Raw genomic sequence first — 16885 nt, forward strand, 5'->3', positions numbered from 1 at the left:
CTTCCTCCGCCTGTCGCAGAATGTAGGCGACCTGCGCCTCGCTGAACTTCGACATCTTCATCGTCATCCTCCCGTTCCGGCCCTGCCATCATAACTGGAATTTTCCAGCTTCCGATGGCCCGAAAAACGGGGTGCAGGTCAGGGAGATGGAGGCGGACAACAAGGAGGATGCGGTTTGACCGCTGTGCCGCCACCCTCAGATAGGATAGATGCGCCTGGTGTTTCCGGATGCGATCATTGAAACGATCTCTTCCGCGTCTCCTGCCGAGCAGAAGTCTTCCGCGATCCACCGATCGAGGACACGCGAGATCGCGCGCCGGAACAGGAAGGCACCGAGATAGTAAAGTTCGGAAAGGCCAAAGGCATCCGAAGAGTAGAGCATCTTTGAGAACTTGCCCATTTCAAGCGCCTCGGCGAGTATTGCCTCGGATTGAGGCGCTGCGAAATTGAGGGTAAATCCGACGTCGTAATAAACATTGCGGAACACTTCCGAGAGCCAGCAGGCTTCGCGCATGAAGGGGAAGGAGTGCAGCAGCGTAATCGGCACATCCCATTCATCCATCGCCGCGATGAAGGGGGTGAAATGTGTTGGATCACATGCATGCATCAGGATGTCGGCATCGCCGACCCCCACATGTGCCTGCAGCGGAAACTTCCGTTCGCGGCAGACTTCTCCCGCTGTCCACAGCAGGTGGCGGATGATTGTCGGATCGTCGAGACGCCATTTGCCGGACGCCTCGGACCGCTTCATCCACTGGCCCGCGGCCTGGGACACGGCCTCGCGAGACGGGCGGCTGTAGTCGATGGCGAAAGTCGTGCGGTAGGCAACAATGGTCTTGAGCCCTACGGCATCGCGCGAGCGCTCCCGCAGGCGTTCGTCGAAGACATTGGGGAAGGCATTCGCGGATACACCGCCGCGCATGATCTCCTCCGCCAGCGCCTCGATGCGCACGACCTCGAAGGCTGGGACATCGGCAACCTTCGCCATGGCGGGCACGTCGAGAATGATGCTGGCACGGTGGCCCGTATCGATGACCAGATGCGACAGTCCGCAGGCGCGCATCAGGCGGCGGTTGACTTCTTCGGGGCCGAGCTCTTGCCTGCGCCGCACATAGTCGGCACCTGAAGCGCCCTTCTCAAGATCGAGCATCGGTGCACAGAAGCGGCGGACTGCCAGACCCACGGGCTTCTGGAAATCGCTCGTGCCATCCGGCGGCGGGCGATAGCTCTCGGAGATGAACTTCTGGAAGTTCACATAGTCGAGGTCCTCGCCGGTGATGCCGTGGCAATGATGGTCGATGAGCGGGATCGATGTGGCAAGCTCAATAGGCATCGCGGTACCTCGCGCATATCTCTTCCGGGGAACTTCCTTCCATCATGGCGATCTCCTTGCGTTTGACCGATACATAGGACGACAAGAAGGCGGGCGCCATCCATTGGCGGACAGCGGAACTCGTCTCCAGCCGGGCGAGTGCTTCCTCAAGGCTTGCAGGCAGGGCGACGATGCCGAGGGCTTTCATCTCCTCCGCTGACAGCTCGCTTGGGTCGCGGTCGACGGGTGCCGGCATTGGCAGTTTCAACCGGATGCCTTCCAATCCCGCGCGGAGAATGGCGCCGATGACCATATAGGGACTTGCCGTCGCATCGGGCGCGCGGAGTTCCATGTTGAACCCGGTTTGCCGCGCTGCAGGATCGGCATCGGGCGAGGGGCATATGCGGACCGCCGCCTCGCGGTTCTGTACGCCGAAACTGGCATAGCCGCATGACCAGTGATGTGGCCCCAGCCGGTAGTAGGATACAGGGCTTCCCGCGACGAGCGCGCAAATGTCTGGCAGGTGCCGGACGAGCCCGGCGACGAAATGTTGCGCCAACTGCGAGGCCTCCGCAATGCCATTGCGGTCGTATGCGGCGTTCTTCCCGTCCGGATCGAGAAAGCTGAAATGCACATGCGCGCCATTGCCCACCGCGTTCGGTGCGGGTTTGGGCGTGAACGAGGCGCGATAGCCATGGCGCCGCGCCACTTCGCGGATCACTTCGCGCGTCAGGATGGCCCGGTCACCGGCCATGGGGCCGGCAGCGGGTGCGGTCGAAACCTCATACTGGTTGATGCCGTACTCGGGCTCGATCGTCTGCAGCTCGAGGCCGGCCGCTTCCAGCGCCTCCGCCAGCGCACCGGTAAATCCGGCTGCGACGCGCATCGCCTCGAGCGAAAAGGGCGTGGCCAGTGCCAGGTCGGGGCCTGAGAGCAGGAACTCGTGCTCGAAGGCCGCGGTGAAGCGGAGACCCGTCTCCGCCTCGAAGTCGGCCAGTGCCGATGTCATGAACCCGCGCGTGCAGCATTCCCAGTTCGTGCCGTCATTCAGTTTCGAGTCGCACATCAGCATATGGAATGGCGGCGTGCCGGGCCAAAGGTCCAGCCGCACTTCGGTCTCCGGCCGCGGCGTTTGCCTGACCTCCGTCATCGGTCCCCAGGGATTGTCGGCAATGTCGTCGAAGGGTGTGAGCGCCTGGCCCGCCGCGGCCCAGCCCAGGCCCTTGGCCATGCGCTTCGCCAGGTCTGCTGCCGGCACGCCACGGCAACGCGTGATGCCGACATAGTCGCTCCAGCAGAGATAGGCCACATCGGTTGAAGGCGAACTCATCCTGCTCTCCACATTTTCATTCAGTCTGCGGTGGATTTCGAAAGCGCCTGGATCTCGGCGATTATCTCGTCGGTCGTGCGCGTGCGGCAATAATGGCCGCGCATCTGTTCGATCGACACGTCATGGCGGCGCTCTTCGACGGCAGCACAGGCATCCTCGATCTGCGTGACGAGGAAACCTCGGTCGGCGGCGTCACGGATGGCGCATTCGACGCACTGGTCGGTGCATATTCCATAGATCACCAGATATTCGATGCCGAGGTTGCGTAGCACATACTCGATATTGGTGGAGTTGAAGATGCCCGAAGCGGTCTTGGGGATGACGATGTCATTCGGCCCTGGGCCCACTTCGGCGATCACTTTCGCCTCCCACGAACCCTTGGCGCAGAACAGGTTCGAGATCTTGTGGTCGAGGCTGCGGTCGCGCCCATCCAGCGTGTAGCTCTCAATCGTCGTGTAGATGACCTCGATGCCCGCCTTCCGCGCTGCCGTCTGCAGGCGCTGCTGGTTTGGTATCAGTTGGTGTTCGATTTTCTCCATGATCGAGAGATGGGATGATTCAGGTGAGCCCGGCACCCGGGCCTTCGTCATTCGCTCAGGACTCCATTCGGCATTCTGCATATCGATGGAAAGAAGGGCAGTCTTTCGCGGCTCGATGGGGCGCTCGCGGTAGGCGCCGCCTGCCGCATCGATTGCTGGAATGGAATTGAGAGGCATGGACATGTCCTTTCAGAGCAGTTTGGGAGTGTTTGCATCGCGCCTGAGTGTTTCGAGCATCGCCATGCGCCGGTTCGCCTGTGGCCCCAGCTTTCTGACAAGCCGGCCCAGCAGGGCATCCGTCGCGGCCAGCGCCACCGCCAGGGTCTCGAGCGGCGATGTGGTTTCGACGGTTACGGGAATGACGACGTCGGCGATGTCGGCGATGGGCGACAGATCGAGATCGGTGAACAGCACCAGTTGCACGCCGCGCTGTTTCGCGGTCTGGCAGAAGGCGATCGTCTCAGCCTGGTAGCGCCTGAAATCATAGGCTAACAGCACGTCACGCCGGGTGAAGTCGGCGATGCGGTCCTCGTGCAGGCCGGAGGCTTGCGGGGCGAGGACATGCACTTCGCCGCGCAGGCTCGTCAACTGGAACGCGGCATACTGTGCGGCAGCTGAACTCCAGCGTCCACCCAGCAGATAGATCCGGGACCGTGCGTTTGCGAGGATCGAGGCCGCCTTGTCCAGGGCGCGCTGCGTCGGCGTTTCGAGCAGCTTGCGCAGCGAGCCGGTCATCTGTTCGACCATCAGGCGGTCCGGATCGGACCGCTTCGCCGGCTGGCTCTGGTGCTTGCGGAAGAGCGCCAGAGGCGAGGCTTCGCTGTCTTGCACCTCGAGCCTGATCGCACGCTGAAAATCCGCGAACCGCTTGAAGCCAAGGCGCTTGACAAAACGCGTGACGGTCGGTGCGCTGACGCCCGATTGCAGCGCGATGTCCCCGATGCCGCCCAGGGCGCTCACCGGATATTTCTCGAGGATGCGGCGCGCCACGCGGGTATCGCTGGCGCTGAAATCGGCGAGATGGCGGTCGATGAGCGAACGCACGGTCATGTGGCTAGCTGCGGTTGACGTTCGGCGCCGGCCACAGGCCGTCCGGCCGCAACACGAGAAGGCCGATGATGATCGAAAGCGATATTGCCTCGCGGTAGGGCGCTACCGATTCCGGCAAATAGCCTTGCAGGAAGACTTCCACCACACCGACGACGAAGCCGCCGAGCACCGCGCCGGAGAGCGAACCAAGCCCTCCGAGCACCGTGGCGATGAAAGCCTTCAAGACTGGCGCAGCACCCATCAGTGGATCGACCGAGCCGCGCTGTGCCACCCACAGCACTGCTGCAACTCCGGCCAGCACGCCTGAGATGGCAAAGGCCAGGGCCACGACATGATTGGCCTTGATGCCGACGAGGCGGACGACCGGAAAATCTTCTGCTGCAGCCCGCATGGCCACGCCCAGCGTCGTGCGGGTGAGGATGAACGACAGCGCCACAAGAGAAAATGCCACCACCAGTATCGAGATCACCGACATGACGCTGATGGTGAGAAATCCCATGTTGAGGCTGCCTGACATCCAGGCCGGAAGGACGATCGGCACCGGCCTCGCCGAGATGCCGTTCTGGAACAGCACCTTGATGATCTCGCTCACTGCGAAGGAGGTGATCAGCAGGGAGGTGACGCTCGCCCCCCGCATGGCGCGGAATGCGACGCGCTCCATGGCGACGGAGGCCAGCATGGCGACAGTGATGCCGAGGAAGATCGCCGCGGCGACCGGGACCGACGAGAGCAGGGCGAGCCAGATCGCATAGCCAGCGATCGTCATGATCTCGCCGTGGGCAAAGTTGATGAGACGTACGATGGAGAACACCACGGCGAGGCCAAGTGCCAGGAGCGCATAGATCCCGCCGAGGCTGAGGGCGTTGACGCTCTGCTGGAGGAATACATCCATGGGTTCAAGCCGCCAGATAGGCGTTGGTGACGCCGCTGTTGTGCAGGAGTTCGCCGCCGGTGCCCGCGACCACGATACGGCCATTGGCGAGCACGATGCCGCGGTCTGCGATTTCGAGCGACATCGGAACGTTCTGTTCGACGAGCAGGATCGTGAGGCCTTCCTTGCGCAGCGATGCGATCAGGTCGAAGACCCTCTCGACCATCTGGGGAGCAAGGCCGAGCGAGGGTTCGTCGAGCAGCAGAAGCTTCGGCCGTGTCATGAGCGCGCGCGCGATCGCGAGCATCTGCTGTTCGCCGCCCGACAGGAGGCCGGCCTTCTGTCGCGTGCGCTCGCGCAGGATGGGAAAACGTTCTTCGATCTCCTGCTGCAGGCGGTGGCGTTCCGCCGTGCTGTTATGAGCGGCGCCACCGAGCCATAGGTTCTCGGCTACCGTCAGGCTCGCGAAAATGCGCCGGCCTTCGGGCACGAGCCCGATGCCGGCGCGCGACAGTGTTTCAGGCGGCAAGCCGGAAACCGGCTTGCCGTCATAGTGGATGCGCCCGGCGAAGGGCCTGACCAGCCCCGCGATGGCGGTGAGCGTCGAGCTCTTGCCGGCGCCGTTGGCTCCGAGCAAGGCGAAGACTTCGCCGCGGTTGACGGTGAAATCGATGCCGCGCACGGCTTCGATTGGCCCGTAGCGCACGACAAGTCCCTCAACGCTCAGCATGCGATCGGCCTCAGGGCTTCGGCATGGTCGCCGGGTCGGCGAGCTGCCGGCGGACGAATATCTTCTGGCCATTCTCGATCTTCGCCAGCACGACCGGGCGAAGCGGCATGCGGTCGGTTCCCGCGAAGGTGAAGTTGCTCATGATGCCGGGCGAATCGTTGAGGCTCGCCAGCGCGTCACGCACTGCCTTGGGATCGGTCGATCCCGCGGCGGTCACCGCAGCGTCGATCATCAGCGCGATGTCACAACCGTTCACCACGTAGTTGGTGTCTGCCTCCGTGCCGGTCGCGGCCTTGAAGCGGGCGTTGAAGTCCGCATGCTTCGAGCCTTCCTCCGGATAGCCGCCCGAGGTGTGGATGATGCCGTTGACCGCGTCACCCAGGCCGCGCACCGTTGGCGTGTCGAGCACGTCGGCGCCCATCACGGGCGTGGTAACGCCAGCGCCCCGTAGCGCCTTGATGAAGGCGGGGAAGTCCGGTTCCCAGGCCCAGGTCGTGATCACGTCAGGCTGCGGGTCGAGCGCCTTGATCGTGGTGACGATGGCCGAGAAGTCCGGCTGGTTCAGGGTGAAGGAGCCTTCGCCGATCACCTTGCCGCCTTTCGCTTCGAACACCTGGCCGAAATACTCCGGGCCCTTCATGGTGTAGGACGAATCTGGGGATTTCAGGAGCCACGCAGTCTTGTAGCCCAGCTCGGCGGCATAGGCGCCGAGCACAGCGGCCTGCTGGTTGTCACCCGGATAGCTGCCGAACACGAATTCACCGACAGAGGTGAGGACAGGTGCGGTGCCGGCAAAGGTCATGGTCGGAATGCCGGCGGGGCTGGTGATCTGGCCCATGGCCATGGTCGGGTCGCCATCGGCGGGCGAGACGATGAACTTCACCTGCTTGTCGGCGAACTCCTGCGCGACCTTCACGGCCTCTGCCGTATCCGAGCGCGTGTCGCGCACGTCGATGACGGCCTTGTGCTTGCCCCCGAGGCCGCCCTTCGCGTTGATCTCGTCGATGCAGAACTTGAAGCCCGCATAAGAGGGCTGGTCATAGGTCGCCAGCCAGCCAGACTGTGCGGCGGTGACGCCGATCAGATAGTCTTCGGCCAGAGCGGGGGCTGCAAGCAGCGTCGTGCTGAAGAGCACAGCGCTAAGTCTCAGTACGAACTTCGGCATCATGTCGTCTCCCTAGGTCTTTCTGTTGCTGCTTCCTCTGCTTCCTGCTGGGCGGTCACGCGGGAAGCACGCGTGCCGGTGTAGGCTTCTATGACGGCCGGATTCTTCTGCACGCCAACTGGTGTGTCGTCGGCGATCAGGCGGCCGCGATTGAGGACGACCACACGATCGCACAATGACATGATGAACTTCAGATCGTGGTCGATCAACAAGAGGCCCAGCCCCCGGGCTTGCGGCAGCCCTTTCAGGCGCCTTGCGAGATCGTCCGTTTCCTCGGGGTTCATGCCGGCGGCCGGTTCGTCCAGAAGCAGGAAGCGCGGCTCGGCGGCGAGTGCGCGGGCAATCTCGAGCCTCCGCCTTGCGCCATACGCGAGGCTGTCTGCTCTCTTCGGCCCGGAGTCTTCGAGGCCGACGAAATGAAGTTCGCGCTCTGCGGTGGCCAGGGCGTCGCGCAGGCTTGCACCTCTGGCCAGGGCGGCGACTGCCACATTTTCACCAACACCGAGACCGGTGAATAGGCGGATATTCTGGAATGTGCGCGAGATGCCGGCCCCGGCGACGGCATGCGGCGCTAGCAGGCCGATGTTGCGTTCACCGATCGCCACCGTGCCGGAAGTGAGCGGATAGAGTCCGGTGATGACGTTGACGAGCGTCGATTTGCCAGCGCCATTGGGTCCGATCAGCCCGGTGACCCGCCCGCGTTCGATGGAGAAGCTTACGTCGTCTACCGCGGTGAGGCCGGCGAAGGACTTTACTGCATTCTCCACCCGAAGCGGCTCCATGCTGGCTGAAGCTTGAGTGTCCGGTGCCTTGGGCAGCCACGGCCTTCCAAACCATCCTTGCGCGAATTCGGTGTAACCCACGAGCCCGGCCGGCCGTAGCCACAGCACCAGCAGCATGGCGAGGCTGACGCCGACAATCGGCACCCCGAAGATTTCCGGAATCTGGATTGGCCCCAGAGTAAAGCCGCGCTCGAATTGCCGCAGCACCTCCTGCAGCGCCATGACGAAGCCGACGCCAACCACTGCGCCGGTCACCGTTCCCATGCCGCCGACGATCAGCATCGCCACATAGGTGAAGGCCATGTGGAAGTAGAAGTCTTTGGGGGTGAAGGCGCCCAGCATATGGCCGTAGAGTGCGCCTGCCACCGCTGCGAGTCCGCCTGAGATCACCCATGCCACGAAGCGCATGCGTTGCGGGCTGACACCGACGGCGAGCGCCGCCGTCTCGTTGTCGCGCACGGCGCGCATCATCAGCCCGTAGCGGCTGTCCTTGTAGAGTCTGGCGGCGAGTATGAAGAGGCATGCGAAGACAAGCGCCAGCGTGATGTCGGTCACCCGCGGCACGCCATAGAAGGCCTGGTTGCCGCGCGTGAAGTCGCGTGCAGCGGCGAGCACCGAATAGACCACGATGAGAAAGCCGAGTGTGGCAATGGCGGCGGACGCGCCGTTCAGCCGCGCGATTGGCAGTCCCGCCGCCGAGGCCAGCACGAGTCCCGCGACCAGAACGATCGCCAGTGCCAGCGGCACGGCCAGTTCATGCCCCGCCAGCCAGTCAGGAAGATTTGGCAATGCCGTGCGCTGCAAGGCAATTGGCATGGTGAACCATGCCGAAACATAGGCGCCCACCGCCATGAAGGCGGTATGTCCGAAAGACACCACCCCCGAGCTGCCACTGAAAATCTGGATGGCCAGAACGGCGCAGAGATTGACGCAGTAGAGCGTCATGAGCCGTTGCCCCGAGAGGCCCATCACGAGCGCCACCACAGCCGTGACGCCGCAGAGCAGCGCGGCAAGTGCCGCCGCTTCCAGGGCCGGCTTCAGCAATGGGTGAAAACCCTTCATGACCGCGCGCTTCATCCCCGGCGGCTGGATAGCCGCTCAACAGGAACAAAGTTCAACAGAGCGATATTGCCATGTCAACAGATTTTCTGTATTCCCAGATGTCGCGCAAGAGTGAAAACATCCATTCAGCGCTAGCCAACATCAAGCCCGGAGTGATGCCTTGGACATTTCCCAGCAGCTTCTGCGAGCGCAGGATCCGCGGCCCGTTGGAGAAGAGCGCCTGCAAGGCCGCAGCCCCTTCCTTCTGATTGCCGACCACGCCGGGAACGCCGTGCCGGAGAAGTTGGACGGCCTCGGCATTTCCAACGATGACATCAACCGCCACATCGGCATCGACATCGGCATCCATGGCGTTTCGCAACGGCTCTCCGCGGCGTTGGACGCACCTTACATTTTCCAGCGCTACTCTCGCCTTGTAATCGACTGCAATCGTCCGCCTGGCCACCCGACATCCATCGCGCCACTGAGCGACGGGTCGCGCGTTCCCGCCAACGACGGTATTCCTGCGGAGCAGGCGCACTTGCGCGAACAGGAGATTTTCTGGCCCTACCAGCGGGCGATCGCCGGGCAGATTGCCCGGATGCGGCTTGCCGGCAATGCGCCCACCGTCATCGCCATGCACAGCTTCACGCCACGCCACGGGGATTACCCGGCGCCGCGGCCATGGCATATCGGCGTATTGTTCAATCGCGACGACCGGCTGGCGCGGACGCTGATCGCGCTGCTCGAGGCGGAAGGCGATCTGACGGTTGGCGTCAATGAACCCTATGCCGTCGATGACACTGGCGACTACGCCGTGCCGGTGCATTGCGAGAAGGGCGGCCTGCTGCATGTCGAACTCGAGATCAGGCAGGACCTGATTGCAACCGAGAAGGGTCAAGCCGCCTGGGCGGAGCGTCTCGCGCGATTGCTGCCGCTGTCCCTCGCCAAGGCAGGCGGCTGAACAACATGGCAAAGCAGCACTTCCTGTTCCTAGGCCATCAGGATCTGTCCGGTATACTGCGGGGCAGGTCGGTGCCGAAGGAACGCCATAAGATGGCGCTGGCAGAGGGACTTCCCTGGGTGCCTGGAAATTTCTCGATCGGGCCCACCAACGTCATCCCTGCCGACAATCCCTTCGGCCAGCAGGGCGAGATCCGGCTTCTGCCCGACCAGGCGGCGATGCTGGCGCTTCCCTCCTATGACGGAAAGCCCGCCCTCGACCTTGTCCTCTGCGATGCGCGCCAGCATGATGGTGCGCCATGGGCCTATTGCCCGAGAACCGCGCTCAAATCTGTCATGGACCGCCTCAAGTCGGAGGCGGGTCTGACGATGAAGGTCGCTTTCGAGCATGAGTTCAACGTCAGGGGCCTCAACCAGGTTGCGCACCCTGCCTATTCCGTGTCCTCCGGCCGTGCCGTATCAGGGCTTGCCGCGCATGTGATGCAGACGCTGGTGGAATCCGGCATCAGGCTGGAACAGTTCCAAGCTGAGTATGGCACGGACCAATTCGAGATATCTTCCATTCCGGCCGATCCCCTCACCGCTGCGGACCGGGTGGTGTTGACGCAGGAAGCGATCCGCGACGGCGCCCGGCAGTTTGGCCTTCATGCCAGCTTCATTCCGAAGCCAACACCCACCGCGGCCGGCAATGGCGTGCACATCCATTTCAGCCTGTATCGCGATGGCAAGTCCGTCACTGTCGCAGAGGACTGGCTGACGGACATCTCGGGACCCTTCGTGCAGGGCATACTGGACAATGCCGAAACCGCTGTGTTGTTCACGTGCCTCTCCTCCAATTCTTATCTGCGGCTGCGGCCCAATAGCTGGGTCGGGCCCTATACCTGCGCGGGCCTCAGGAATCGCGAAGCGATGATCCGCGTGGTGCCCCGGCAGGCCGATGCCGATGGTCGCCATCCAAAGGCCTCGATGGAGTATCGCGCCAGTGATGGCACCGCCAATGCCTACCTGGCGCTTGCCGCGCTCATCGGGGCAGGGCTTGATGGATTGAAGCGGAAGAAAATGCCGGTCAACGTTGCCAGGAACCCGGAACTGCTTGGTGCCGGGGAACGCGAGCGGCTGGGACTTCGCCTGCTGCCGCAATCGTTGCCCGACGCCCTGGCGGCTTTCGACCATGAAGCCGCGGCATCATGGATGGGATCGGCGCTCGTCGAGGCCTATCTGGCCTGCCGGCGCGAGGACGCCCGGCAGTTCTGCAGCATCAGCGACGAGGAAGCCGCAAGCATCCTGCAGCGGATTTACTGAGCTCTGCTACCCACGAAGGCGGCCACATCGGGAAGTAGAGGTCTACGGCGGCCCGTCGTCTCAGATCGGCCTCTCCTATCCGCCTGACTGGGGCGAACGGACGGTGAGCCGGCGTCCCGGCGATTCCTCGGAACTCTCGGGCTGCATCTGGCGCTGCCTTGCGCGGATGGGGCCGCTCGTGCGCGCCGGCAGCATCAGCGACGAGGATGCGAAGATGGTGGAAGTGACACGGCGCGCCTTCGCGGCGGTCATTGCCGCAATGAAACCCCGCCACAAGGCAACGTGACATCCATGCCGCCTGGCAGGGTGTGGCCGACAATGCCGGCCTCGCCCATAACCGCCGGCATCGTTGCGGCTACTGCGCCGGCTTGGCGTTCCGCCATCATGGGCAGGGGAGGGGAAGTGCCGTCGTGGGCTTGCGCGCCGACTCCGATATGGATATTCGAACCGGCATGAGCATTCACATTCTCTCGTGGCTGATGGGGACCGGCAAGGGCGACGGCTTCATCTCCAACGCCGAATTGCTCACGTCTTCGGGCGCGAAAGTGCTGAACACCACGCCGCCCGGGCCCATCATCAGATTGGAATGACCATGCTTCGCAACGACCAGCTCGCCGAATGGGACCGCGCCCATTTCTTTCACCCGTCAACGCATCTCGGTCAGTTTGCCCGCGGTGAAATGAACGACCGCATCATCACCAGTGGCAAGGGCGTTCACATCACGGATCGCAATGGCGTCACGCATCTCGACGCCTTCGCAGGACTCTACTGCGTCAACGTCGGTTATGGCCGTCCCGAAATCGCCGATGCCATTGCCGCCCAGGCAAAGGAGCTGGCCTATTATCACGCCTATGTCGGCCACGGCACCGAAGCCTCGATCACGCTCTCCAAGATGATCATGGACCGCGCGCCGAAGCACATGTCGCGTGTCTATTTCGGGCTTTCGGGTTCGGACGCCAATGAAACCAACATCAAGCTCGTCTGGTATTACAACAACGTGCTTGGCCGCACGCACAAGAAGAAGATCATCTCGCGCTGGCGTGGCTATCACGGCTCCGGCCTCATGACGGGTTCGCTCACCGGACTTGAACTCTTCCACAAGCAATTCGACCTGCCGCTGCCGCAGGTGATCCACACTGAGGCGCCCTATTACTTCCGCCGTCCGGACATGACGATGAGCGAAGAACAGTTCTCGGCCTATTGCGCCGAACAGCTTGAAGCGCTGATCGCGAAAGAGGGTGCCGATACGATTGCAGCCTTCATCGGAGAGCCCGTGCTGGGCACCGGTGGATTGGTGCCGCCGCCCAAGGGCTACTGGGAGGCGATCCAGAAGGTCCTTCGCGCGCATGACATCCTGCTGATCGCCGATGAAGTGGTGACGGGCTTTGGACGTTTGGGCAGCATGTTCGGTTCGGAACACTACGGCATGAAGCCCGACATGATTACCATCGCCAAGGGACTGACCTCGGCCTATGCGCCGCTCTCCGGTTCCATCTTGTCGGCTGACATGTGGAAGGTGCTGGAAGAGGGCACCGACGAGTTCGGTCCCATCGGCCATGGCTGGACTTATTCGGCGCATCCGATCTGCGCGGCGGCCGGCGTCGCGAACCTCGAACTCATCGACAAACTGGGCCTGGTGGCAAACGCCGGCAAGACCGGTGCATATCTCAATGCAGAAATGCGTGATGCGGTTGGTTCACATGCCCATGTGGGCGAGGTGCGCGGCGAAGGTCTGCTTTGCGCCGTAGAGTTTGTCGAAGACCGGGAAGCGCGGCGCTTCTTCGATCCGGCCCGCAAGATCGGTCCGGCAGTCGCTGCAGCGCTGCTCAAACGCGGTGTCATTGCGCGTGCCATGCCGCAGGGCGACATCATTGGATTCGCGCCGCCGCTTTGCCTGACACCTACTGAGGCCGATACGGTCGTCGGTGCCATGGCGGAAGCCGTGAAGGAAGTTCTCGGCTGAACACAATTATCGAGGACCGAACTGCAGCTTAGGATTGTGATGCGGCCCAGGCCATGGCCCTCCATGGCATAGCCTGGGCGGAACAGGATCGCACCGCCGCGCAGGCGCATGTGCGTTCTGCAAACGCAAGGCGATGGCGCAACACGCTACCGACGAAGCCCTTGCGTTTGCCGATCATGCGCGCGGGGCCGAGATCCTCGAGCGTCGCCCTGCCATCGATCTCGGGACCCGCGATATGGCCCTTCTCGACACGAAGTTCCCCCAGTGCCTCGTCGCCACAAGGCTTTGGTCCGAAGGCCTCGTCGATGGCAAGAAGGTGCGGCCACTGTCTTTCACCCGAATTGGCACCCATATGGATTTTATATGCGCGTTCGCCGGAATAGCTCAGTCGACCCGACACCCAAGGCTATTTTCCGATCTCAGCCATCATCGTGTCGAAGGCCTCGATCCGTTCCCTGAAGTATGCATCGTAGTCGAATCCTGACGACCTGTACATTTCCCATGCCGCCTGAACTGCTTCCCTGCCGGCACGGACATGAGTTGGATCGGCAAGGCGGTGGCCCAGCTTACCAAGGACCCAGCCGAGATTGTTCTGGGTCATGGCCCAGTCGAGTGGATCTGTCTCGCGAGAGTACACGTCGAGCGCGGCACGAAAGGCGGTGACGGCTTCCTCCAACCGGGTCGTATTGTTTTCGCGGCTACCCAGTTCGTCAAGCGAAGTGCCGAGATTGTTCTGGGTCATGGCCCAGTGAGGTGGATCTGTCTCGCGAGAGTACACGTCGAGCGCAGCACGAAAGGACGCAACAGACTCCTCCAGCCGCGTTGTGCCGCTCTCGCGCGAGCCGAGATCCTTCAAGGCGGTGCCAAGATTGTTCAGGGTCCCTGCCCATTGAAGCGGTACGCGGGCGGGGGTGATTTCCTCCAGCGCCGCACGATATGCTTCAACCGCCTCTTCCAACATTGCCGTGCCCTTGTCTCGCGAGCCGAGGACCCTGAGTGCATTGCCGAGATTATTCTGGGTCGCGGCCCATTCGAGAGGCACTGTCTCGCGTTTCCGCTCCACCAGTGCGGCGCGATAGGCCGTGACCGCCTCTTCCAGCCGTGCGCTTCCGTGCTCGCGAAGACCGAGTGCGTAAAGCGCGGCGCCGAGATTATCCTGTGTCGTAGCCCAGTCGCCTGGCACGATTTCGCGACTGCGCTCTTCCAGCGCTGTACGAAAGATTGTCACGGCCTCCTCCAGCCGCGCAGTGTCTTTCTCGCGGGATCCCAAGGTCTGAAGCGCGTTGCCGAGATTGTTCTGGGTCAGGGCCCATTGCAGCGGTACGCGGGCCCGTGTTCGTTCCTCCAGCGACAGACGATAAGCCGCGACCGCTTCCTCCAGCCGGGCCGTACCGCTCTCTCTCGCGCCAATGGTCCAGAGCACCTGGCCAAGGTTGTTCTGGGTCGTCGCCCAGTCGAGTGGCACACGCTCTCGCGTCCTTTCCTCAAGTGCGGCACGGTATGCCTGAACAGCCTCTTCGAGCCGTGCAGTGCCGCTCTCGCGTGAACCGAGCGTTTGAAGTGCGGAGCCAAGATTGTTCTGGGTTGACGCCCAATCGAGCGGCATGTGCTCGCGCTTCCTTTCCTCAAGTGCGTCACGGTAAGCCTGAATTGCCTCTTGGAGCCGCGCGGTGCCGCTCTCGCGCGAGCCGAGGGCCCAGAGTGCATTGCCCAGATTGTTCTGGGTCATCGCCCAGTCAAGCGGGAGACGCTCGCGAGTCCGTTCCCCGAGGGCTGCGCGGTAAGCTTGAACCGCTTCTTCCAACCGTGTCGCTCCGCTTTCGCGTGAACCTAACGTCTGAAGTGCGTTGCCAAGATCGTTCTGCGTACTGGCCCAGTTCACAGGGTCGGTGTCACGACTCAGCTGACCTTGCGCTGCGCGATAAGCTTCAATCGCAGCCATGAGCGCTTCATTGTCACCCTTCTCGTCTCCATGTTGCAGCAGGGCGTCTGCCGATCGGAGCTTGTAGTCGAAGGCTGCCGGACGGTCCCACTTCTCGACCTGCTGGAAGGCCTCGTCATAGCTCTGCGCCGCCTTGTCGAAGGCGAAGTTCAAGGCATACGCCTCTGCCAGCTTTGCCTTGGTAGCGCCACTGGCCAACCGGCTGGTACGAAGGTCGGCCTCCGTCTGATCGAGATTGCCATCGACCGCCTTCTGCCGGGCATCCGCAGCCTGCATGAACCGCAGGTTTGCCTGAATGGCTCCGTCTGCCAGCGCCCTGTCGGCCAATGCGGAAAGGCGGGCAACCTCGGCGTCTTGCCGGCCCAGCGCATCGAGGACGGCCAGCTTGGACTTCACCGTTTCTGTTTGCGCCTTCAGCACCGCATCGAGCTTCGAAGGGTCCCTGGGGATATCGGCCCCCAGGGCATTGAGCAGGCCGTACAGAGCATCCATGGGCACGTCCGCTTGTCGGGCGGCGGCTTCCACCTGCTTTCTTGTGGAATCGTCCAGTGCTGCAATGGTGAGCAGCACCTGACGGCGTTCACTGAGGATTTGGCCCTCATCGCCCGAAAGGTCCGGTTGGGGCGCCCCGAAGTAGAGCAGCCGGGTGAGGGTTTCATTCACCCAAGGGCGCTGCCTGCCGCCTGTCCTGAGATAGACCTCCTGCGTCACCAGACGCATGACGGTGCCGAACTCGCTGCCGGTCGAGGCCGAAAGATGGCGCAGGATGGCTGAGGCATAGGGGCTGGTGCTGTCAGGCGGGCCATCGAGGGCCACCATGCCCGGCTCGGCGGCAAAGGCGATGACGGCGCCCAGACCCTCGCTGCCCGCGTCGGCGTCAGCAGCCGAGACACCTCTGGTCAACGCGAGGCCGCTGGCGCGAACGGGAAGGGCGGTGCCATCCCGTTTCAGGGCGGCGCCGGGGGGAAAGGGATTGGTGCGGCAGGCATCGAGGAACAGGAGTGTCAGCGGCACGCTGGCATTGAGTTCCGCCATCAGCGAGGACAGGGGCACGAGCGACTTTGCGGCATCATCAAGCGCCGCCACATCGGCATCGACCGGTACCAGCCAGTTCTCGCCGCCCGCCTCTATGCCATGGCCGGAATAGTAGACCACTGCGACATCCGATCCCTCGGCATCTACCGCAAAGTTTGCGAGATCGCGGCGAAGCTTCCTGGTGTCCCGGTCAAGCGTCGTCGTCACGTTGAAGCCCAGATCGGTGAACAGCTTGGCGACGCCCTGGGCATCATTGCCCGGATTGATCAGCGGATCGAGGTGCTCGTACTTCGACTGGCCGATGACCAGCGCCACGCCCTTCAGCGTCTTCGGGGTGTCGGCAAGGCCTGATCCAGAGAGGGAGAGAACAAGGGCAAGACACACGAGAACAAGAGACGATAGCCTCTGTATCAAGCCGGCTGGCAGCATGCGTACGACTCCCGTGCCCTGACGCCTGATGGCTAAAGCTTGCCAACGGCAGCATCATGTCAGCAAATTGACTGCCGGAGGGCAAGAGACTCGTCGCAGGTCGCCAGACAGGGGAGGTCAGCAGAGGGGGTATATGGATGCGTTGCCAGATATCCCGCACTCATCATCAAGATGGCAGGCAACCTGAGACGCATTTCTGAAGCAGCCGAGCAGCCTGGATGCGTGGCTGCAAGAGGGAGCCAGCCTTCCGCTATCCAGATGTAAGTGAAGTCAGCGATCCGCTTGCTGTTGGGTATTGCCGGAGGAGGTGTGGTCGTTAGTTACGATACTTTCACCAACGTGGCATTGGAAAAAGGTATCGGCGATTTCACCTTCCACGAGTCCCGGCGAGTGCGTCTCAGTGACAACATGGAACTGCCCGGCCTGGTGAT

Annotated in this window: 15 protein-coding genes; 5 read left to right on the forward strand and 10 right to left on the reverse strand. The window is 62.7% G+C overall.

Going from position 1 to position 16885, the window contains the following annotated elements; genetic code table 11:
* Positions 1-196: 196 nt before the first annotated feature.
* Genes ACEW8Q_RS11700 through ACEW8Q_RS11735 form a run of 8 tightly spaced genes read right to left on the reverse strand, consistent with a single transcriptional unit; the run spans position 197 to position 8841 of the window.
* A complete protein-coding gene (locus ACEW8Q_RS11700; protein WP_373504235.1) occupies positions 197-1333 on the reverse strand; it encodes an amidohydrolase family protein in 1137 nt (378 codons plus the stop codon).
* Positions 1323-2642: a glutamine synthetase gene (locus tag ACEW8Q_RS11705; protein WP_373504236.1), complete on the reverse strand. Its 1320-nt coding sequence runs from the start codon at positions 2640-2642 to the stop codon at positions 1323-1325. Before ACEW8Q_RS11705 ends, ACEW8Q_RS11700 begins: the two co-directional genes overlap by 11 nt.
* A gap of 20 nt (positions 2643-2662) precedes the next feature.
* Positions 2663-3358 carry a cysteine hydrolase family protein gene (locus tag ACEW8Q_RS11710; RefSeq protein ID WP_373504237.1) on the reverse strand — a complete coding sequence of 232 codons (696 nt, stop codon included), beginning with the start codon at positions 3356-3358 and terminating at the stop codon, positions 2663-2665.
* 12 nt (positions 3359-3370) lie between these two features.
* Positions 3371-4231 (reverse strand): MurR/RpiR family transcriptional regulator, encoded by an 861-nt coding sequence (locus ACEW8Q_RS11715; RefSeq protein ID WP_373504238.1) that lies wholly within the window; start codon positions 4229-4231, stop codon positions 3371-3373.
* A gap of 4 nt (positions 4232-4235) precedes the next feature.
* Positions 4236-5123 (reverse strand): branched-chain amino acid ABC transporter permease, encoded by an 888-nt coding sequence (locus ACEW8Q_RS11720; protein WP_373504239.1) that lies wholly within the window; start codon positions 5121-5123, stop codon positions 4236-4238.
* Between the two features lie 4 nt (positions 5124-5127).
* Complete coding sequence (locus ACEW8Q_RS11725) at positions 5128-5832, reverse strand: ABC transporter ATP-binding protein (RefSeq protein WP_373504240.1); 705 nt, start codon at positions 5830-5832, stop codon at positions 5128-5130.
* A gap of 10 nt (positions 5833-5842) precedes the next feature.
* Positions 5843-7000 carry an ABC transporter substrate-binding protein gene (locus ACEW8Q_RS11730; protein ID WP_373504241.1) on the reverse strand — a complete coding sequence of 386 codons (1158 nt, stop codon included), beginning with the start codon at positions 6998-7000 and terminating at the stop codon, positions 5843-5845.
* Positions 6997-8841: an ATP-binding cassette domain-containing protein gene (locus ACEW8Q_RS11735; RefSeq protein ID WP_373504242.1), complete on the reverse strand. Its 1845-nt coding sequence runs from the start codon at positions 8839-8841 to the stop codon at positions 6997-6999. Before ACEW8Q_RS11735 ends, ACEW8Q_RS11730 begins: the two co-directional genes overlap by 4 nt.
* 160 nt (positions 8842-9001) lie before the next feature.
* On the opposite strand from ACEW8Q_RS11735, the gene ACEW8Q_RS11740 reads away from it, so the two are divergent.
* The 5 genes from ACEW8Q_RS11740 to ACEW8Q_RS11760 all read left to right on the forward strand — a co-directional run bounded on the left by ACEW8Q_RS11740 (position 9002) and on the right by ACEW8Q_RS11760 (position 13048).
* Positions 9002-9784: an N-formylglutamate amidohydrolase gene (locus ACEW8Q_RS11740; RefSeq protein WP_373504243.1), complete on the forward strand. Its 783-nt coding sequence runs from the start codon at positions 9002-9004 to the stop codon at positions 9782-9784.
* Positions 9785-9789: 5 nt separating this feature from the next.
* The gene (locus ACEW8Q_RS11745; protein ID WP_373504244.1) at positions 9790-11085 is read left to right on the forward strand and encodes a hypothetical protein; all 1296 of its coding nucleotides are present in this window, start codon (positions 9790-9792) and stop codon (positions 11083-11085) included.
* A gap of 103 nt (positions 11086-11188) precedes the next feature.
* A complete protein-coding gene (locus ACEW8Q_RS11750; RefSeq protein ID WP_373504245.1) occupies positions 11189-11371 on the forward strand; it encodes a hypothetical protein in 183 nt (60 codons plus the stop codon).
* Positions 11372-11393: 22 nt separating this feature from the next.
* Complete coding sequence (locus ACEW8Q_RS11755; protein WP_373504246.1) at positions 11394-11675, forward strand: hypothetical protein; 282 nt, start codon at positions 11394-11396, stop codon at positions 11673-11675.
* Positions 11676-11677: 2 nt separating this feature from the next.
* Positions 11678-13048, forward strand: a complete 1371-nt coding sequence (locus tag ACEW8Q_RS11760; RefSeq protein ID WP_373504259.1) for an aspartate aminotransferase family protein — start codon at positions 11678-11680, stop codon at positions 13046-13048.
* A 28-nt stretch (positions 13049-13076) separates the two neighbouring features.
* Here the strand turns inward: ACEW8Q_RS11760 and ACEW8Q_RS11765 are convergent, their stop codons facing one another.
* Together ACEW8Q_RS11765 and ACEW8Q_RS11770 are read right to left on the reverse strand one after the other, a co-directional pair.
* The gene (locus ACEW8Q_RS11765; protein WP_373504247.1) at positions 13077-13448 is read right to left on the reverse strand and encodes a hypothetical protein; all 372 of its coding nucleotides are present in this window, start codon (positions 13446-13448) and stop codon (positions 13077-13079) included.
* Positions 13449-13454: 6 nt separating this feature from the next.
* Entirely contained in the window at positions 13455-16454 is a 3000-nt protein-coding gene (locus tag ACEW8Q_RS11770; RefSeq protein ID WP_373504248.1) for a caspase family protein, read from the reverse strand.
* Positions 16455-16885 lie beyond the last annotated feature (431 nt).

It is taken from the genome of Aestuariivirga sp., assembly GCF_041738905.1.
Lineage (GTDB): Bacteria > Pseudomonadota > Alphaproteobacteria > Rhizobiales > Aestuariivirgaceae > Aestuariivirga.